This window comes from Bartonella sp. AA126HLJHH, from assembly GCF_042197425.1.
Lineage (GTDB): Bacteria > Pseudomonadota > Alphaproteobacteria > Rhizobiales > Rhizobiaceae > Bartonella.
Genome location: NZ_JBHIRU010000013.1, coordinates 19161 through 38741, shown reverse-complemented (window position 1 = coordinate 38741; position 19581 = coordinate 19161). Strand labels below are relative to the sequence as shown.

Below are 19581 nucleotides of genomic sequence, written 5' to 3'. Positions count from 1 at the left end.
GCCCCTTCATGCGCTGTTTTGTTGAGAAGCGGTTTTTCTCCGCTTCCAGATTGCTTGCTCCAACATATCGATCTTTTCTTTCAACAGAACCGTGAAAATGATACGAACCACAAAGGCAACAGGGATGAACAAAAAAATAAACCATGATATAAGCTCCATAATTAACGAGAGAGCTGCCACGACATCCCCTTCCCACTCCGCCAACTTCCACCCAAGCAACATGGGTACGAAGCGAAGAGCCATTCTTAAAGCTGCCACAATGAAAGCAATACAAAAGATGACTTTATAATTTTTGCGTGTCAGAAACGCTTCTTCAAGCGCAAAAGTCCGTGGTTCTTTATCCAATGGTGAATTTTTTCCATTGCCCCTCATTTTTTATCCCTCATTTGTTTCAATTTTCAAGCCATTTTCATGAACCGAAGCTTTCGTCCTCACAATGAATGAGAGTTCATCAATATCAAGCGCTTGTATCCCTCATCTTTTATAAAGACAATATCAAGGGTGCATTTTTTTCCATCACCTTCAAACATCGCACGAATAGAAGGTCTCTCCTACAACGCATGAGAATATATAAAGACCAGTATTCATTTTCTGCCCGCCCTTCACGCGCTGTTTTGTTGAGAAGCGGTTTTTCTTCGCTGCCAGATTTCTTGATCCAACATATCGATCTTTTTTTTCAACAAACGCGTAAAGATGATACGGACCACAAAGGCAACAGGAATGAGTACAAAAATTAAATCTAATATAACCTGCACGATGCAAAAGAGAACTGTTATAACATCCCCTTCCCACCCCGCCAACTTCCACTCAAGCCACATGAGTAAGAAGAGAAGAGCCGTTCTTAAAGCTGCCACAATGAAAGCAATGCAAAAGATGACTTTATAATTTTTGCTTGTCAAAAACGCTTCTTCCAGCGAAAAAGACCGTGGTTCTTTATCCAATAGTGAATTTTTTCCATTGCCCCTCATTTTTATCCCTCATTTGTTTCAATTTCTAAGCCATTTTCATGAACCGAAGCTTTCGTCCTCACAATGAATGAGAGTTCATCAATATCAAACGCTTGTATCCCTCATCTTTTATAAAGACAATATCAAGGGTGCATTTTTTCATCACCTTCAAACATCGCACGAATAGAAGGTCTCTCCTACAACGCATGAGAATATATAAAGACCAGTATTCATTTTCTGCCCTCCCTTCACACGCTGTTTTGTTGGTAAGCCGTTTTTCTTCTCTGCCAGATTTCTTGATCCAACTTATCGATCTTTTTTTTCAACAAACGCGTAAAGATGATACGGACCACAAAGGCAACAGGAATAAGTACAAAAAGAAGCGCTGATATAAAAACCAATATTAATGTTAAAATGAACAGGATATAATTCCACCACCCTGTCAAATCCCACTTAAAAAACATAAAGAATGCCATTATAAAAGCTGACACAATGAAAGCAATGCAAAAGATGACTTTATAATTTTTGCGTGTCAAAAACGCTTCTTCCAGCGAAAAAGACCGTAACTCTTCATCCAATGGTGCATTTTTTCCATTGCCCCTCATTTTTTACCCCTCATTTGTCTCAATTTTTAAGCCATTTTCATGAACCGAAGCTTTCGTCCTCACAATGAATGAGGGTTCATCAATATCAAGCGCTTGTATCCCTCATTTTTTATAAAGACAATATCAGGGGTGCTTTTTTTTCATCAACTTCAAACATCATGTTTTCATCACTCACAGTGTACCCCCTATTATCTTAAGGCTTCTCTTTTCTCCTCGATCAAATTTTCATAAAAATATCTTCTTCTATTGCACAAATTTGGGTCTCTGACTCTAAAATTCTAAGTGCTCTTTTTATTTTCAGGAAGATAAGCTGCTTTCCAAAGAAGAAGCAAACGAGTGCAAGAAAATCGTAACGAAGTTGCTTTGTCTTTATGACGATTTAAATCATCAACAAAACCGGCCCAAATAGATTTTTTCGATATTTTTTTTCAAAACCCAAACTTTCATCTTCCATAAAGCTTTTATGAGAAAGCTGCCAAATGTTAACATCAGCCCTCAATACCAAAGCCGCAAGGGTGTGCAAGTAAAGAAGAAGCCACTTGAGAGATAGCACAATTTCCTTTTCCCAAGGAAGGGTGTTCTATTGAAAGCCAAGCACGCGGACAAGATCAACCTCAGTCCCAGATCAAACCTCAGTCATTGCCTCATCGAAAACTTCCTCAAGTACACAGCATAAATGCCTTACGCTTACCTCTTCCTCAAAAAATTTCAATCCCTTTGCCTTAAAATCCACCCCTTTGCCTCAATGCCTCGTTGTCAATCTGGCCCCCCCCCCAAAAATGATAAAGCCCTAAAATGATAAGGATTAATCATTTGGCAAGCCGCCGCATGAATACCAGCGCCTCTCACAATTCCATAACCAAATTGCACAAAACCTTTTTCATCCAGAGAGAGAAACTGTCCTTCACGGTCTCGTAAATAAATAACGGTCTCGTAAATAAATAGATGTCCCTCTTTTCTTTCAATTTTCCCCCTCCACCCCAAGCTCTTTAAAAGCACTGTTACACTTGCTATGGAGCAAAACGTGTGCTTTTGGCTCACCTTCTCTATGCGTCTTGCCTCTCCACCTGCAAGAAAATGGGCTTTTTTTCCCCAAACACCAGAATATCTTTTGCTTTAAGTATAGATTTTTCGCTCTCAATATCGCTTGGTAAAACACATTTTTATGCTTGATAAAAAGAAAATAAGTTACAAGATTTTCTCTCTTTAAGAGAACAGAAACAGCAAGTGAAACCCAAGAGCAGCCCCTCTTCACTTTCCCCTCAGCACTCAAGCAAGAATCCTACTCAAGCAAAAGCCTCAATTCTTTTCAAAACACGACACAAATATAAAAAGGCATAAAACGAGAAGTGCACCCCATGCTCCTTAATGAACAAGTCAAAAGCAAGGCTCAACGAAAGCCTCTCTTCACTTTCCTCTCAGCACTCAAGCAAGAGCACCAACTCAAGCAAGAGCCTCAATTCTTTAAAAAAACACGACACAAATATAAAAAGGCATAAAACGAGAAGTGCACCCCATGCTCCTTAATGAACAAGTCAAAAGCAAGGCTCAACAAAAGCCTCTCTTCACTTTTTCCCCTCGCTCATTTTCCCCTCGCTCATTTTCCCCTCGCTCACTTTCCCCTCGCTCACTTTCCCCTCGCTCACTTTCCCCTCGCTCACTTTCCCCTCACTCACATCGTATAATATGACGGGAGCTCCTTTCTGCTCAACCTCTTCTTCTAATTGCCGTATCATTTTGTTCAACTGACGTGTCACGATAAAACGCATAATAAAAACAATCGGTAAGAATAAAAAAGTACAGGCAAGCATCCATGCCAGTGGCTCGAATACGACAAGAGAAACAAAGTCCTGCCCTCTCCATATCTTAACGACAGCAGTTATAACTATTGGAGCAGTCGCCATGACTGTAGAAAGATAGAATATTTTTTTATAGTCTTGCCAAACAAGAGAAAGCTGTTTTTTATCAAACATTCTGCTGCTTTTTATTTTGGGGAGTTCTGTTTTAAGGCGATATCGCGTTCATTCAGCACGCATTTCAGTTCCTTTTTCACGCGACAATACAACCGCGCACGCTTGATAAACAGGTAATAAATGACAACGATTGGCGCCCATATTAAAACACTTAAGAGCGTAAAACACAGGAAAGAAATGGCTATTAATGTTATAAGACTACTCGTCATTTTGTCCCCCTTCCACATTCTGCATACGCATTGCCTGATCGCGTTGTTGTATCGCTTCTTCCAATTGTGGAAGTATTTTGTTCAATTTTCTTGTTAACTTTATGCACATGATCCCAATGATCGGAGAAAAGAGAAGAACCCCTAACCATATAAGGCTCAACAGCTGCATGATAAAGGCAACACTATCATTTTTCCACCATACAAAATTTGCAATAGAGAAAGCAGATTGCAAAACAGAAAAGAGAATAAGGATAAAAAAGATTATTTTACATTCTTTTGAATAAAAAGGCAGAGATTCTTTGAAGTTAAGAAAGCGCATTTTCGCATCAAGGGTCTTATGGGCGAGATTGTGTCTTTTCATTTCTCCCAGATCATTGCGCAATTGTTGTATGGCGTGTTTTTGTTGCGTCGTACTCTTTTTCAAGCCTTGAGCGAGTTTAAAAGATAACCTGATATATTTGATCAACAGGTAAGGAAACCTGACCATAACCATAACCATTAAAATGGCAATGATAATGAACCCTAAAAAAGCCAAATGCTGCATCATAATGCTCCCTTTTTTTCCCTATCGCATTGATGTGAAATCATCATTTTTATTCTCTGCTCAAACAAATGTTTCTAATTCCTTTACTGTTTCTTGCACGCCATACTGAAGGAGACTATGGAGAATTAAAATGACAGGTAAAGAAACAACAATACATGTCCAGACCCAAAACAGCAGTCGCATGACAAAATCAATAATGTGAAGCACTATCATAGGCACGTAATTGTGCAAAAAAACCGCAGATTTTGGAAGAAAAGCTGAAAAAACGACAAAACCTGTGCAAAGTGCAACCATAACGAAGGCGATAGAAAAGATCATAAAATAATCTTTTTTTGAGAGAAGCAAAGATTCTTGAAAAGAAAAGGCACGCAACTGTGTTGCAAGAACTGTCCTCTGTCCTCTACCCTCTACCTGATAATGCCCTAAATTCTGCGCTGCACCCTTTTTTAATTTTCGCTGCGTCACCAATAACAAGATTGTCCGTTTTATCAACGAATAATAAAGTGCAACGATTGTCACCACGGTAGAAAGGAATACCATAAAAATTGCAGAACAAATAAAAATTGCCGTTCCTACGGCAATCAACATTCCAATGATTAAAGAAGCACTCACTTTTCCCCCTATTGTCTTCTGTTAAGAGATTGATTGTCTAGCTGTTGCTGCTCTGGCAAGGTTTCCCATTGTAGCATCATTTCCTTCACATCCCGTTTAAATACGGCGTTAAAGACAAAAAAGAGCGGACAAAAACCAAAAAGAACGCCAAAAATTATTTGCGGTAAGAAACATAAAAAAGCCCAAACACTATTCCACCCCGCATCAAGAACATGCTGAATTATAGGATTTTGGAAAGGGTGTTTAAGACTTTCCTGAAGTCTTTCCTGAAGACTTTCTTGTTTCATTTGTCCCAGTGCTTGGAGCTGTTCTTTGGATATAACGTGAAAAAATTCCAAAGGATCCATATAGGCAGACGCGGAAAAAAGCACCAACAAGAGGATAGCCAAACAACAAATGATGATATAATCGCCTGTTGAAAGAGCCGTCAATTTTTTGAAAGCTTCTGATTGATCCAACACTGGCTGCGATACAAAAGCCTTATCTCCCTTATGGGCAGATTGGTGTTGTGATTTATCTTCGATCATACGGATACTCCCCCACTTCTAAAATTCCCACTCTTCAATATTTGATAGCACGCCACCAGCGCGGTAAATTCGCTTAGCACCCTTCTCAGAGTAATGCAAGTACTATAAATCCCCTCTACGTATTTTGTTTATTTGCCCTATACGCGCTTATACATGAAGCACTATACGTGAGGCGCTTACAAGCCACCCCCCTCCTTTTCCCAAGGTGGTGCCCCCATCTTGAAAGCCAAGCACGCGGCCAAGATCAACCTCAGTCCCAGATCAACCTCATTCATTGCCTCATCGAAAACTTCCTCAAGTACACGACACGCCCTACGCTTACCTCTTCCTCAAGAAATTTCAATCCCTTTGCCTTAAAATCCACCCCTTTGCCTCAATGCCTCGTTGTCAATCTGGCCCCCCCAAAATGATAAAGCCCTAAAATGATAAGGATTAATCATTTGGCAAGCCGCCGCATGGATACCAGCGTCTCTCACAATTCCATAACCAAATTGCACAAAACCTTTTTCATCCAGAGAGAGAGAAACTGTCCTTCACGGTCTCGTAAATAAATAGATGTCCCTCTTTTCTTTCAATTTCCCCCTCTACCCCAGGCTCTTTAAAAGCACTGTTACACTTTCTATGGAGCAAAACGTGTGCTTTTGGCTCATCTTCTCTATGCGTCTTACCTCTCCACCTGCAAGAAAATGGGCTCTTCTTCCCCAAACACCAGAATATCTTTTGCTTTAAGTATAGATTTTTCGCTCTCAATATCGCTTGGTAAAACACATTTTTATGCTTGATAAAAAGAAAATAAGTTACAAGATTTTCTCTCTTTAAGAGAACAGAAACAGCAAGTGAAACCCAAGAGCAGCCCCTCTTCACTTTCCCCTCAGCACTCAAGCAAGAATCCTACTCAAGCAAAAGCCTCAATTCTTTTCAAAACACGACACAAATATAAAAAGGCATAAAACGAGAAGTGCACCCCATGCTCCTTAATGAACAAGTCAAAAGCAAGGCTCAACGAAAGCCTCTCTTCACTTTTTCCCCTCGCTCACTTTCCCCTCACTCACATCGTATAATATGACGGGAGCTCCTTTCTGCTCAACCTCTTCTTCTAATTGCCGTATCATTTTGTTCAACTGACGGGTCACGATAAAGCGCATAATAAAAACAATCGGTAAGAATAAAAAAGTACAGGCAAGCAGCCATGCCAGTGGCTCGAATACGACAAGAGAAACAAAGTCCTGCCCTCTCCATATCTTAACGACAACAGTTATAACTATTGGAGCAGTCGCCATGACCGTAGAAAGATAGAATATTTTTTTATAGTCTTGCCAAACAAGAGAAAGCTGTTTTTTATTTTTGAGAGATCTGTTTTAAGGCGATATCGCGTTCATTCAGCACGCATTTCAGTTCCTTTTTCACACGGCAATACAACCGCGCACGCTTGATAAACAGGTAATAAATGACAACGATTGGCACCCACAATAAAACATTTAAGACCATAAAGAACAGGAAAGAAAAGGCCATTAATGTTATAAGACTACTGGTCATTTTATCCTCCACGCCCATTCTTCATACGAATTGCCTGATCGCGTTGTTGTATTGCTTCTTTCAATTGTTGAAGTTTTTTGTTCAATTTTCTCGTTAATTTTATACACATGATCCCAATGATCGGAAAAAAGAGAAGAAGCCCAAACCATAGAATGCTCAACAGCTGCATGATAACGCCGACCATATCGCTCTTCCACCATACCAAATTTGCGACAAAGAAAGCAGATTGCAAAACAGTAAAGAGGATAAAGATAAAAAAGATTATTTTACATTCTTTTGAAGAAAGAGGCAGAAATTCTTTGAAGTTAAGAAAGCGCATTGTCGCATCAAGGGTCTTATGGGCGAGATTGTGTCTTTTCATTTCTCCCAGATCATTGCACAATTGTTGTATGGCTTGCTTTTTTTGCGTTGTACTCTTTTTCAAGTCTTGAGAGAGTTTAAAAGATAACCTGATATGTTTGATCAACCGGTAAGGAAGCCGGATCATAACCATAAACATTACAATGGCAATGATGGTGAACCCTAAAAAAGCCAAAAATTTTATAACAATAGTCACGTGTTTCCCCTATCGCATTGATGTGAAATCATCATTTTTATTCTCTTCTCAAGCAACCATTTCTAATTTCTTTATTGTTTTTTTCACGCCATAATGAAGGAGACTATGGAAGATTAAAATGACAGGTAAAGCGACAACAATACACGCACAAAACCAAAACAGCAGCTGCATGCCAAAAACGCCAACCTTAAACAATAGAGGCATATAATTGTGTAAAAAAATCACAGATTTTGGAAAAAAAGCAAAAAAAGCGAGCAAAACTGCGAAAACCACAATCACAATGAAAGCTAGAAAAAAGATGATATAATAATCTTTTCTTGAAAGTTCCAAAGATTCTTGAAAAGAAAGGGGGCTGAACTTTATTGCACAAACTGTATTTTGTCCTATGCTGACTTTCTGATTATGCCCCAAATTCTGTAATGCACCCTTTTTTAATTTCCGCCGCATCCCACACAACAATATTGTCCGTTTTATCAAAGAATAATAAAGTACCAAGATTGTCATCAGAGTAGAAAAAAGTATCATGATCTCCCCGAGAAACATGACAGTACTCCACCATACTGTAGTCAAAATTACAAAAGTACTTATAAAAGAAGCAGCCACTTATTTTCCTATTGTGTTCTGTTGAGAAATTGGTTGTCTAGCTGTTGCTGCTCTGGCAATGTATCCCACAGCTTCATCATTTCCTTCACCTCCCGTTTAGAGATAGCGTTAAAGACAAAAAAGAGTGGAAAGAACACCACAAGAACACCAAAAATCATTTGCGGCAAGAGACATAAAAAAGCCCAAACACTATTCCATCCCGCGTCACGCAAAAACACGATTGCAGGATTATTTTCAAAAGGCTGTTTCAAGATCTCCTTAATCATTTTTCGAAGATCTCCTTGTTCCATTTGTCCCAGTGCTTGAAACTGTTCTTTGGATATAACGTGAAAAAACTCCAAAGGATTCATATAGACAGTCGCGGCAAAAAGCACCAACAAGAGGATAGCCAAACACAAAATGATGACGTAATCTTTTCTTGAGAGAGCCGTCCATTTTTTGAAAACCGCACACTGATTTAACACGGGCTGTGACGCAAAAGCCGTATTTCCCTTATGGGCAGATTGGTGTTGTGATTTATCTTCGATCATACGGATATTTTCTCACTTCTAACATGCCCACTCACTCTTTGAGAACATGCAACCAGCAAAACCGGTTTATCTAGCACTCTTTTCACCATGAAACACGCGCTATAAGCCCCTTTAAGTCTATTTTTAAAATTTCTCATACGTGACAACATACAATCCCTAAACCTTACAAGCACAAATGCCATTGTATCCTCTTATCTATTACCCACACTTCAAAAGACAATGTTTCACAAAACTCAACAAGCAAAAATATTCAATCTAAGAAATATCTGATGTGTAAAGTTTACAAACAATACGCTGATTTATAACAATTTATTGTTTTTCATATTAAATGAGAACCCTAAATACCGTAGGATTGTCTTATTCCAAACCTATTCCATATTAAATCAACCCAAACCATGTCTCTTGTGCGTTACAAGCAGAAAGAGCCATATAGAGTAAAACATTAAGAAAGGATGATAAATGCCTCTAAGGAAGCGCCTCAAATGCCAAGGGCTGTCTCAACAATGAGAGCTGGCAAAATGTGTGATGCTATAGACTTTCTTCTTTACAAGCGTAAAAATGGAAGTGTGCAATAGATTTTATATTATTCAAACTTTATATGGATTTCATTGGGGACTTTATCGTTATACCCTTCATGAGCACCCTTGCAAAATGGGCAAAAGAGAGCCCTAAGACATGGCTCTTTAAAAAGCAACACAAAACAAAGTCAAACAAGCAATCGATTATCCAGTATAAAAAACGTGCGACAAACAACCTTAATCCTCATTTGAAAGCTTCTTAATCAAAAAGGCTTCATTTTAAAAATTCTTCATTAAAGATGAAATATCTCACAGCCCCTACATTTGTATAGCCCCTACATTCATCAAGGCATCTCTTATAAAAGCATCTTTTTATAAAGGCATTTTCTTCTTATAAAAACAGCCTCTTTCGATAATGCATTCCGTCCTTTAAACGACATCCCCTCGTCTTATGATGAGATCCATTAAAACGAAAAATTTTATACTCTATAAAGGATACTTATAAAGGATACACCAAACAAAATAGCGAGATCATTCACAGTTTATTTTAAGCCGATAAACGATATTTTATTTGAAAATATAGGGCATCTTATGCTATTATAATAGAATGCGGAGGTTTGCTTTTTGCCGCTCTCTGCCACTCAACAGAAGACAACATATCTCCTATAAAGGATAAAAGTATGCTTAACAGCGTGATGTATATCAAATATCTTGGGAAAGCGCCCAACAACAAAAAAATAAGAGAACCCAAATAAAAAGCTTCCAACTTAAGAAAACAATGACCTTTCAAAAGTGGAATTGAAAAATTTCCACAAAGCGCTCGTGAAAAAAGAGACAAATAATCCCATTAGAAAAAACTTCCTATTAGAAAGACGATGACATGCCCTTGAAATCCATTGTTATTTTTTCATTCACATTTGACAAAAATTTTCCTTCAATCTCTCAAGAACAGTTAAGAAATATTTAAAAAGCAAATAATCCGCTAGCAATAAAAAAATAAGCATGATAGGGGCGGAAGATAAGACTGATAGGGATAAGATAAAAAAGGTAAGAAACCACCTTAAAGATGATTTTTTCGCCCCACACCGTTGCTTTTCTTTGCATTTAAAACGCCTTTAGTATCGTTTGTTTTTTGATCTGCAACGGCTGATATTTCCCAGTATTTGCTCACTCCCCCAGTATTTTCCTCTTTTTAAGTATTTTCCCCCTCTTAAGTATTTGCTCCCCCCAATATTTGCGCCAAGTGCTTTTTACATCACTGTCCCCCATCAACAGACAGTTTCTTTTTCATTCAAATGGTTAAGTTCATGAAAATACGTAAAAAACGCGGTAGATCGAAAATAACAGGAAAGCGAGAGCCCAATAGCTGTATTTCACGTGCCCAAAATTCCAGCGAATCTGCGCTTCAATCTGCGATTGAAATGCGTGCAAAACACTTTGGTTTAAGCTTCGAAGAAGCGAAAAATCCGCTTGTCGGAACCTATATTGGGCGTCTTTGTTTGCTTGGCTATAAAGAGGCTTCATCAGGCATCAGTAAAGAGCAATATGACACGGCGCAACAATACTTGCAAATTAGAAACGACTATTTATGTGCAAAAGGTTTACCAAACGGTTATTATGATGGTTTTACACACAGCGCATCAGATGAGAAAGCAAAAAAGCAATGGGTCCAAAGAGCAACGAAACACTATGAAGCTATGCAAGAAGCGATTAAAGAAGCACAATATCTACATCGTCAACACAACTTCCATGCGGCATTACACTATCTTGTTATAGAAGATCAACCGCTGCCTAATCTTGTTGGTTCGTTGCGTATTATTCTTGATGCCCTTTATAAACATTTTGACAGTTCTACCCAAAAGAGCCTTGGCTAAAACACCCATCATTTCCTCCCCCTCACAGGATAAAGATTCTCCCCCTCCTTTTATAACATGCCTCTTTATAACCAACCAGCGCCTTTATAAAGGCCCCCTTTGGCAGGGTGCACTTGAGATCCACTGAACTTGCCCTTTCATAGAATTAACAAGCTTAAAGCGCATAACAAACAAGCTTAAAAATATCCACCACGCCCTTTAAAAAAATACTTCAACTGTCAAAGAGACTTAACCTTATACCTACCAGTGCCTCACTTAATCCATGCCTCAAAGGACAATATTCACGGCATGGGCAGGATAAATATTTGCCCCTCTTTAAAACAGCAACATTCTCCCCTCTACCCCCATTGTAACAAACCACCCTCATCATAAACTTCGCCCAATATCGCGACATCCTTAGCTCTTCAGACAATTCATTATCGTCATTTTACGTCTTTTCTTGTACAATTCTATATGGCTTTCCTGATCTTATGACGGACAAGAGCTATGGCTTTTATTTCAGCATAATCTGGGTTTCTCATTCAAGATAAATAACGATAAAATATCCACTATAAATCAATAGCTTATCATTAAAACAACCCGTTGATTTTTTGACACAATTAAAAGCATCATCCCTTAAACGAAAGAAAAAGCCCCTACCAACAATCTCCTCCCTCATCAACAACTGCACCGATAACCCTCCACACCTATCACACCACCACTAATACGACAGCCAGCACAGCCCCAATCACCCCCACAAATCGCCAACACCTAAAGCTTTGCCCCGCAACACCTTCCAACCACCGCCTTCCCAATTCCATCAATAAAATACCACGGATTTCAAAACCACAATTCTCCCTTCATCTTGTCCCCGCCTTTCTCAAAGGAGAAAATGTTTTTTGCCACATCAAAAACTTTTCCATTAAAACAATATATTTTGCTGCATAGCCAATGAATGAGCTTTTTTCTGTAGATTTTTTCCCGCGATAAAGGAGGAAAAATAATCGTTTTGCGGTTGACAGAATATGAAAAATCGTATTTAATGATGGGTGCGGCAAGGGGTTTTCTGCGTCCAGATTTCATCATAAAATTTTCGCATTATCATAGACTATTATAAGTTATTATAAACTGTTATAAAACAGTGTGTTTCGCGACAATGTTTAAAACTTTACGGTTTGAAGGTATCTTTCGTCCTTTTCTGACTGTTTTCTTTTGCATTACACAATTTGCATCACCAACAACTCTATAATTTTGAGATTTTCAAAACAAGTGGTATTCAATAAGGGCTCTCAATAGAACGCCCTAATAATCCCCCCATAAAATACCAATATCATACATCACAGCAATGATGAGCAATACACGCATAAAAATATGAAAACAGCATTATTATGCTCTCATCGCCTCACCTTTCAAGATGCAAAGGCTTGTTTTTCAAAACATTGTTTAGCCAGAATTGAAGAAGATAATATCACTTATCGATCATCAACATAGAGGCTAAGATTATGAAGCCACAAGATTCTCCCCCACCACATTCCTCACAAACCCCAGAAGGTGCAAGTGCACCTGAAGGGGCGCATGCAAATGCATCATTAGACACTCTTACTGCACATTTAGAACGGCTTAACATTGAAAAAATAAAAAACACCCCTTTTAATCGTGCAGAATTAAAAGATATTATTGCCGGTTTAGAAAAGCATAATGCCGATGGCAGTTGGATCAAAAATTATTATGATATTTTAGATCTGTACATGATGCCAGCCTTGGTCGATCAAGCAAATCGTAAATATCCAGAGATGAATCTCAAACTTACAAGCCCTCCTGACGGCTTTGCCCTTGCACTCAAAGAAACGCTCGAAAAGGGCATAAAATCTTCTAGGCTGATCGTTAACGCACAGGATAGGGGAATTCATTTTGCGGTTGTCGATCATCAAACCATTGATAATAAAACATCTTTGATCTTTTTTGAACCGACCTTACTGCGTGACACGCTTCCCGCACTACTTGCATTAAGGACGCGACAATCCATTGAACATCACCAATTTCCGAATATTCATTTTGCCATGGTAGAAATGGATATTCAACGAAGCTCCTCTGAATGTGGGATGTTCAGCTTAAGCCTTGCCAAAAAGCTTTATCTCGAAGCTCAAAAATTAGAAAGACTACACAAAGATAATATTAAGGGTGTGTTATGTGAACCAGACACGCCTTTACCTGCTGAAAAATTAGATCCATATCTTCCAGCTCGTTTATACAAACACGTGCAAGGCAGAAGACGTCTTGGGGAATATCTAAAAGCCAATCCAGAAGCAGCACAGGAGAAAGTAAACAAAAAAGGCGAAACCCTAACCGAAAGATTTGAGAGAAGCTTGGTAGCAACAGAGACAAAAACTGTTTCTGTTTCACAACACAGAAAAAGAGCTACAGAATACAAATCTCTAATGATGTAATAAGCGTTTTGGCCATAGCCATATTCCACATCCACAAAGAATAAAGCTCTGCGGTTTTACGGTAAGATATAAGTTGCTGTTAGCAAATCTTCTTTTGAGGTAAAGATGCAAACAGTAAGCAACGTGATCTCTTAAAAGATAAAAAAATACCTTACCTTTGACTCTGAAAAGCGGGGGATTTTTTCTTTCGTAACAAAATTTTTTAAAATAAAGATGATTTCATCTCTTTGTTTTTTTTAGATAAAAATCTTTCCTGCAAACATTGTTTAGCCAGAATTGAAGAAGATAATATCACCTATCGATTATCAATATGGAGGCTAATAGTATGAAGCCACAAGATTCTTCCCTCCCTCATTCCTCACAAACACCAGAAGGAGCAGGTGCAAATGCATCGTTAGACACTCTTACTGCACATTTAGAACAACCCAGTAGCGAAAAAGGCAAAAATATCCCATTCAATCGTGAAGAATTAAAAAGTATCATTGCCCGTTTAGAGGATGATATCTCAACGGGTCGTTGGTTCACAGCTGATTATGCAAGTACAGACCTTAAACTAATGCCAGCCTTGGTCGATCAGGCAAATCGTAAATATCCCGACATGCGTCTTCAATTGGCAGCGTCATCTCACGACTTTGCCCTTGCACTCAAAGAAGTCATCGAAAACGGCGTTCAATCTTCTAGATTTATTATTCACACAAAGGACAGGGGAATCCATTTTTCAGTGATTGATCATCAAACCATCGATGACAAAACCTCCGTGATATTTTTTGAACCTACAACACTCAACAATATGAAACCAGCAGTGCTGGCATTAAGAACACAATTGGCTCTTAAAGCGCATGAGTTGCCCAATTGTTCTTTTGCCATGGTAGAAATGGATATTCAGCGAAGCTCTTCTGAATGTGGAATGTTCAGCTTAGCGCTCGCTAAAAAGCTTCATACCGAATCTCAAAAATTAGAAAGACTGCATAAGGATAATGTTAAGGGTGTATTATGTGAACCAGATACACCTCTATCTCCTGAAAAGTTAGATACATATCTTCCAACCTCTTTTTACAAACACGTGCAAGGAAGAAGACGTCTTGGGGAATATCTAAAAGCCAATCCAGAAGCAGCACAGGAGAAAGTAAACAAAAAAGGCGAAACCCTAAACGAGAGGTTTGAGAGAAGCTTGGTAGCAACAGAGGGAAAAACTGTTTCCGTTTCACAACACAGAAAAAGAGCCACAGAATACAAATCTCTAATGATGTAATAAGCGTTTTGGCCATAGCCATATTCCACATCCACAAAGAATGAAGCTCTGCGGCTTTACGGTAAGGCATAAATTGCTGTTAGCAAATCTTCTTTTGAGGTAAAGATGCAAACAGTAAGCAACGTGACCTCTTAAAAGACAAAAAGATACCTTACCTTTGACTCTGAAAAGCAGGGGATTTTGTCTTTCGTAACAAAATTTTTTAAAATAAAGATGATTTCATCTCTTTGTTTTTTTTTAGATAAAAATCTTTCCTGCAAACATTGTTTAGCCAGAATTGAAGAAATAATATCATTTATCGATCATCAATATAGAGGCTAAGATTATGAAGCCACAAGATTCTTCCCTCCCTCATTCCTCACAAACACCAGAAGGAGCAGGTGCAAATGAATCTTTAGAAGACCTTATTGCACGTTTGATGCAAAGTTCCATCCAAACAGAAGAAGAACATGTTGCACCGAGTTCTGACGAATTAAAAGATATTATTACAGGCTTAGAAGATGATCTTGTCACCGGCCGTTGGATTAACGCTTATTATGAAAACACAGATATTAGATTGATGCCGGCTCTCGTAGAAAAAGCAAACAGCAAATATCCAGAAATGAATCTCAAATTGGCTCTTACAGCAGAAGAGTTTTCGCACGCCCTAAAAGAAGTCGTTGAGAGCGACGCAAAATCTGCCCGATTTATAGTAAATTCGGGAAGCAAAATCCACTTTGCCGTCCTTGATTATCAAAAAGTTGATGACAAAATCTCTTTGATTATGCTTGAACCTACAACATTTCAGAATATCACAGCTTGCAAACTAGGGATAAAAATAAATCAAACCCTTCAATGTCTTCAACTGCCTCCTTATTCTTTTACCACGGCAGAAATGGATATTCAGCGAAGCTCTTCTGAATGTGGGATGTTCAGCTTAAGCCTTGCCAAAAAGCTTCATCTTGAATCTGATAAATTAGCAAGATTGCACAAAGATAATGTTAAGGGTGTATTATGTGAACCCAACTCATCTTTATCTGCTGAAAAGTTAGATTCCTATCTTCCAACCACTTTTTATAAACATGCGCAAGGAAGAAGACGTCTAGAACAATATTTAAAAGTCCATCCGGAAGCTGAACATGAAACAGTCAACAAAAAAGGCGAAACCCTGAGGGAGAGATTTGAAAAAAACTTAAGAGAAACAGAGGGAAAAACTGTTTCCGTTTCCTCCCACCAAAAAAGGCTCACTGAATACAAATCTTTAACGATGTAAGTGAGGCTTTTTCCATATTCCTATTCATCAAAGAACGAAGAGAGGCTACTTTACGGCTAAGATTTCTCTAAGCAAACCAGCTTTTGCGCTCATAAAACAAAAATAGCCAACAACTTTCCTCTTAAAGAAAAAGCACCATTGTCCTATAAAAACCAGCCCCTCTTAAAATTGTATCAAAATTCCACAGCTCTTGTTAGCCCAAAGCTCTGTGTAACAATGAGACTATTTGGATAAGCAAAACGCTTGATACATAAAATATTTAATGCTTTCGTCTTCAGTAAAAGCATATGTCTTGTTTTTCTGAGAGTATCCACTTCGTATCTCAAACACCCCCACATCAATGCCATACGACCAAACAACCGCAATAGACCACACTTATCGTGCATCAACCCAACAGCTTCCCGCACCCCAAGAAGGCTCCATCAAAAACACCAGCCCAACTATTTACCCCTCTTTGCCAACTATTTACCCCACTGGCCAACCATTATCCCACTTGCCCAACTATTACTCCTCTTGCCCAACCATTATTCCACTTGCCCAGCCATTATCCCTCTTGGCCAACCATTCCCCCATTCCCTAAGATGTCACAACCAACCTTTTGATTTCATAAAAGTTTCACATCTCTTCTGTTTTTGAAGCGTGAAAAAATTCATTTTTAATCTGTCAACCAGCCTCACGTTAACGTGAGGCTTTATTTTATGGAGAAGCAAATGAGAAAAATATCTAAAGCAGGGCTTGCGCTCATTAAACAATGGGAAGGATTGCGTTTACAAGCCTATAAAGATGCCATCGGGGTGTGGACAATTGGCTATGGTCATACCAGCGCGGCTGGCAAACCGTTCGTTCACAAGGGCATGATCATTACTGAAAAACAAGCAGAAGAAGTTCTTTCTCAAGATTTAAGACAGTTTGAGAATACCGTTGAAAAACATGTGACGGTTTCTTTAACGGATGAACAATTCGCCGCGCTCGTATCGTTTTGCTATAATATAGGAACATCGGCTTTTTGTAATTCGACCCTGCTCAAAAAACTCAATAATGGCGAATATGAAGCCGTCCCTTCTGAGTTACAAAAGTGGACTAAAGCAGGAGGAAAACGTCTTCACGGTTTAGTGCACCGTCGTGCAGCAGAATCGGGATTATGGGCAAAAGGGGCTTATGTTTCTCCCAACTACCAAACTGTAGAAACGCAAGCTCCAATGGGATTTTTCAAAGCAGAAGCGCTTACACCGATTATTGGTTCTTTTTCTGGACTTGGGGGCTTATTGGCAGGCAATGGTCCCATCCAATGGGCATTAGCAACCATTATGGTTTTAGCCGCCTGCGTTGGCATTTTCTTTGTGGCAAAACGGTTTCGGGAGCAGCGCTTATGATGTGGTGGTTGAAAAAAAATCTGATGATAACAGGAGCGGCTCTGACCGCTTTTTTTATCGCTTTAGCAAAAGCTTTCACTCTTGGAAAGAAGGTTGAACAACAAAAGCAAATAGAAAAAACGCTAAAGTCATCAACAACACGGCTAGAGGTGGAAAATGAAATTAATCAAAAAAGTGATGCTGATGTACGCGCTGCTCTTACTCACTGGTTGCGCGATAAAAACAATCAATGAGCCTTTTTCTTGCGTTGGTTGGATGCCCATTTATTTAGACAAAAAAGATCTCAATATCATCAGTTCAAATCTCGCAAGAGATATTTTAAAGCATAACAAACAAGGGGAAGGCTTGTGTGGGTGGAAACATGGCTAGAAAAAAAACAGAAAAACAAACAGAGCTTACAGAAAAGGAAAAAGAAATCCTACAAGAAATCATCACAACGTATAAAAGTGTAAAAATGATGTCACGCTATACGAAATGGATTATATTCATCATTTTCTTATTAGCACTTGATTTTTCACGGATCGTAGATGTGCTGGGAAGTATTTTTACACAAAAATCGAATATTCAGCTCTAAAATAAATAAAAAACGTGAGACGTGTTAAATCTTTTAAATATAAAAAGCCATTCGTTATTTTTTGAAAACATGGAGATTTTATTGATGATTTTTCATGTCTCACGAGAAATTTTTACACGCCTCACAAACGTCGTGCTCTTCACAAACGCTTTCATGAAATGAATTTAAGGGCATGAAGAGAGATTTTTAACCAACGCGTAAGTCAGCAACTTTGGTAACATAAGAAAAGGATCATACCAACATACATTTTTTTAATAAACTATTGATATACAAATGATTTTATACTCTTCATAAATAACATTGCCAAGAATTTGTATTAAAAGACATTTCTTTTAAAGAAGCGCATAAACAAGCAATGTAATGGTAGCCTTACATAAAGCCTCTCATCTTTACGTTGAATAAAAAAGCAAGCCGGCTCCTCCCACCCTCTCAATGCCCTGCCTCCCAATACCCTGCCTCCCAATGCCCTGCCTCCCAATGCCCTGCCTCCCAATACCCTGCCTCCCAATGCCCTGCCTCCCAATGCCCTGCCTCCCAATACCCTGCCTCCCAATACCCTGCCTCCCAATGCCCTGCCTCCCAATACCCTGCCTCCCAATACCCTGCCTCCCAATTTCCCCCTCCCAATTCCCTGCCTCTCAATTCCCTGCCTCTCAATTTCCACCCTCTCAATTCCCTTATGTTCTATGCATAAAGGTCAAGTTGAAGAGAATATATGGAAAATCCTTGGCTCGAAAATATGAAAAGAAGGCATGAGGCTACAACAGAATTTCGCGTGCCTTTATCATCAGAAGCATTAAAAATTCTAAAACAAGCACGCCTACTGTCTTGTCATGATTTTTTTCGGCTACCTGTCATGGTCCCCTTAGTTCAAAAATTGCTCCCCACTCAAGAATTTTCTGTCACAATATAGGCAACAAACAGAACTTGAGTATAACAACATGGGTTTGGCTCCAGTTTAGGTGATGAGCTTACCGAAGAAAAGATGAGAGCAAGGCGAAAAATTAGCTTTTGTCTTTAAGCTTCTGAAATGGGGCAGTCTCCCCATTTCAGAGATCAACGAAACAGAGAGATGCTTATTCTCCTATGCAAAAGCTTGAAATACCAGCATCTTATTCATAAAAAACAAACCAGCCCCATCATGCTCTTTTCAACTCTGTCTTTCCAACGCTCAATAGGTACTAACTCTTAACTACTGACTCTTTTTAACTACTGACTTTTAATGATTGCGTTGGTTCATAAAAACCGTAGTGACCTCTCACCTTATGAAGCACAAACACAGGATTTTTTAACGATGCATGCATAAACCTGAAATGAAAAAACAGAACTGTATTATGAATAAATGATTATAAATCAAATAGTTATATTTTTATTAGCACAATATTTTCAAAGGAAACCACGATCCCCGCACAATAGAAACATTTCATAAAAACAAGAGAAAAAACTATGGATTAAGAGTGAAATTCATTCACAATAACGGTAGATCAACCAGAGGAGAATAGAACGATAAAGAAACTATCATAAAAGGAAAAACTGTATGAAACGTGAAAAAGCATAAAAAAACGGGCACAGAAGACCCGTTTCTTTATTACGTCTATGGAATAAGAGCTTAGAAATCCATTCCGCCCATTCCACCCATTCCGCCAGCAGGCATCGGAGGCATTGGTGTA

24 protein-coding genes are annotated in these 19581 nt (G+C 38.8%); 9 read left to right on the top strand and 15 right to left on the bottom strand.

Features of this window, described 5'->3' with window-relative positions:
- Nucleotides 1–6 precede the first annotated feature (6 nt).
- From ACFIQC_RS07085 to ACFIQC_RS07020, 14 genes are all read right to left on the bottom strand, one after another.
- A complete protein-coding gene (locus tag ACFIQC_RS07085) occupies nucleotides 7–372 on the bottom strand; it encodes a hypothetical protein (RefSeq protein WP_375627744.1) in 366 nt (121 codons plus the stop codon).
- A gap of 230 nt (nucleotides 373–602) precedes the next feature.
- Nucleotides 603–968: a hypothetical protein gene (locus tag ACFIQC_RS07080; RefSeq protein WP_375706938.1), complete on the bottom strand. Its 366-nt coding sequence runs from the start codon at nucleotides 966–968 to the stop codon at nucleotides 603–605.
- 227 nt (nucleotides 969–1195) lie between these two features.
- Nucleotides 1196–1552 carry a hypothetical protein gene (locus ACFIQC_RS07075; protein ID WP_375621565.1) on the bottom strand — a complete coding sequence of 119 codons (357 nt, stop codon included), beginning with the start codon at nucleotides 1550–1552 and terminating at the stop codon, nucleotides 1196–1198.
- 756 nt (nucleotides 1553–2308) lie between these two features.
- The gene (locus tag ACFIQC_RS07070; RefSeq protein ID WP_375706937.1) at nucleotides 2309–2551 is read right to left on the bottom strand and encodes a hypothetical protein; all 243 of its coding nucleotides are present in this window, start codon (nucleotides 2549–2551) and stop codon (nucleotides 2309–2311) included.
- A gap of 566 nt (nucleotides 2552–3117) precedes the next feature.
- Nucleotides 3118–3525 carry a hypothetical protein gene (locus tag ACFIQC_RS07065; RefSeq protein ID WP_375706936.1) on the bottom strand — a complete coding sequence of 136 codons (408 nt, stop codon included), beginning with the start codon at nucleotides 3523–3525 and terminating at the stop codon, nucleotides 3118–3120.
- 198 nt (nucleotides 3526–3723) lie between these two features.
- Nucleotides 3724–4281, bottom strand: coding sequence for a hypothetical protein (locus ACFIQC_RS07060; RefSeq protein ID WP_375640890.1), 558 nt, complete (start codon nucleotides 4279–4281; stop codon nucleotides 3724–3726).
- Between the two features lie 57 nt (nucleotides 4282–4338).
- The gene (locus ACFIQC_RS07055) at nucleotides 4339–4890 is read right to left on the bottom strand and encodes a hypothetical protein (protein ID WP_375622855.1); all 552 of its coding nucleotides are present in this window, start codon (nucleotides 4888–4890) and stop codon (nucleotides 4339–4341) included.
- Between the two features lie 8 nt (nucleotides 4891–4898).
- The gene (locus ACFIQC_RS07050) at nucleotides 4899–5417 is read right to left on the bottom strand and encodes a hypothetical protein (protein WP_375706935.1); all 519 of its coding nucleotides are present in this window, start codon (nucleotides 5415–5417) and stop codon (nucleotides 4899–4901) included.
- 1016 nt (nucleotides 5418–6433) lie between these two features.
- Nucleotides 6434–6697 carry a hypothetical protein gene (locus ACFIQC_RS07045; RefSeq protein ID WP_375640892.1) on the bottom strand — a complete coding sequence of 88 codons (264 nt, stop codon included), beginning with the start codon at nucleotides 6695–6697 and terminating at the stop codon, nucleotides 6434–6436.
- 58 nt (nucleotides 6698–6755) lie between these two features.
- Nucleotides 6756–6953, bottom strand: a complete 198-nt coding sequence (locus ACFIQC_RS07040; protein WP_375647100.1) for a hypothetical protein — start codon at nucleotides 6951–6953, stop codon at nucleotides 6756–6758.
- A gap of 1 nt (nucleotide 6954) precedes the next feature.
- Entirely contained in the window at nucleotides 6955–7509 is a 555-nt protein-coding gene (locus tag ACFIQC_RS07035) for a hypothetical protein (protein WP_375630091.1), read from the bottom strand.
- 48 nt (nucleotides 7510–7557) lie between these two features.
- Nucleotides 7558–8112 (bottom strand): hypothetical protein, encoded by a 555-nt coding sequence (locus ACFIQC_RS07030; protein WP_375630092.1) that lies wholly within the window; start codon nucleotides 8110–8112, stop codon nucleotides 7558–7560.
- A gap of 8 nt (nucleotides 8113–8120) precedes the next feature.
- Nucleotides 8121–8642, bottom strand: coding sequence for a hypothetical protein (locus ACFIQC_RS07025; RefSeq protein WP_375621575.1), 522 nt, complete (start codon nucleotides 8640–8642; stop codon nucleotides 8121–8123).
- A 1481-nt stretch (nucleotides 8643–10123) separates the two neighbouring features.
- Complete coding sequence (locus tag ACFIQC_RS07020; RefSeq protein ID WP_375693616.1) at nucleotides 10124–10264, bottom strand: hypothetical protein; 141 nt, start codon at nucleotides 10262–10264, stop codon at nucleotides 10124–10126.
- Nucleotides 10265–10467: 203 nt separating this feature from the next.
- On the opposite strand from ACFIQC_RS07020, the gene ACFIQC_RS07015 reads away from it, so the two are divergent.
- The 8 genes from ACFIQC_RS07015 (at nucleotide 10468) to ACFIQC_RS06980 (ending at nucleotide 17911) form a co-directional block, all read left to right on the top strand.
- A complete protein-coding gene (locus ACFIQC_RS07015) occupies nucleotides 10468–11034 on the top strand; it encodes a hypothetical protein (protein WP_375621576.1) in 567 nt (188 codons plus the stop codon).
- Nucleotides 11035–12515: 1481 nt separating this feature from the next.
- Nucleotides 12516–13460, top strand: a complete 945-nt coding sequence (locus tag ACFIQC_RS07010; protein WP_375610230.1) for a YopJ/AvrA family T3SS effector serine/threonine acetyltransferase — start codon at nucleotides 12516–12518, stop codon at nucleotides 13458–13460.
- Between the two features lie 325 nt (nucleotides 13461–13785).
- Nucleotides 13786–14712 carry a YopJ/AvrA family T3SS effector serine/threonine acetyltransferase gene (locus tag ACFIQC_RS07005; protein ID WP_375706934.1) on the top strand — a complete coding sequence of 309 codons (927 nt, stop codon included), beginning with the start codon at nucleotides 13786–13788 and terminating at the stop codon, nucleotides 14710–14712.
- A gap of 325 nt (nucleotides 14713–15037) precedes the next feature.
- Nucleotides 15038–15964 (top strand): YopJ/AvrA family T3SS effector serine/threonine acetyltransferase, encoded by a 927-nt coding sequence (locus ACFIQC_RS07000; RefSeq protein WP_375706933.1) that lies wholly within the window; start codon nucleotides 15038–15040, stop codon nucleotides 15962–15964.
- A 710-nt stretch (nucleotides 15965–16674) separates the two neighbouring features.
- Complete coding sequence (locus ACFIQC_RS06995) at nucleotides 16675–17337, top strand: lysozyme (protein WP_375630096.1); 663 nt, start codon at nucleotides 16675–16677, stop codon at nucleotides 17335–17337.
- Nucleotides 17334–17570: a hypothetical protein gene (locus ACFIQC_RS06990; protein ID WP_273790902.1), complete on the top strand. Its 237-nt coding sequence runs from the start codon at nucleotides 17334–17336 to the stop codon at nucleotides 17568–17570. Before ACFIQC_RS06995 ends, ACFIQC_RS06990 begins: the two co-directional genes overlap by 4 nt.
- Nucleotides 17494–17706, top strand: coding sequence for a hypothetical protein (locus ACFIQC_RS06985; protein ID WP_273790903.1), 213 nt, complete (start codon nucleotides 17494–17496; stop codon nucleotides 17704–17706). The genes ACFIQC_RS06990 and ACFIQC_RS06985 overlap by 77 nt, the downstream gene beginning before the upstream one ends.
- A complete protein-coding gene (locus ACFIQC_RS06980; RefSeq protein ID WP_375636886.1) occupies nucleotides 17699–17911 on the top strand; it encodes a hypothetical protein in 213 nt (70 codons plus the stop codon). Before ACFIQC_RS06985 ends, ACFIQC_RS06980 begins: the two co-directional genes overlap by 8 nt.
- Nucleotides 17912–18340: 429 nt before the next feature.
- On the opposite strand, the gene ACFIQC_RS06975 is transcribed toward ACFIQC_RS06980, so the two are convergent.
- Complete coding sequence (locus ACFIQC_RS06975) at nucleotides 18341–18568, bottom strand: hypothetical protein (RefSeq protein WP_375706932.1); 228 nt, start codon at nucleotides 18566–18568, stop codon at nucleotides 18341–18343.
- Between the two features lie 58 nt (nucleotides 18569–18626).
- On the opposite strand from ACFIQC_RS06975, the gene ACFIQC_RS06970 reads away from it, so the two are divergent.
- A complete protein-coding gene (locus ACFIQC_RS06970; protein WP_375702900.1) occupies nucleotides 18627–18824 on the top strand; it encodes a hypothetical protein in 198 nt (65 codons plus the stop codon).
- Nucleotides 18825–19581 lie beyond the last annotated feature (757 nt).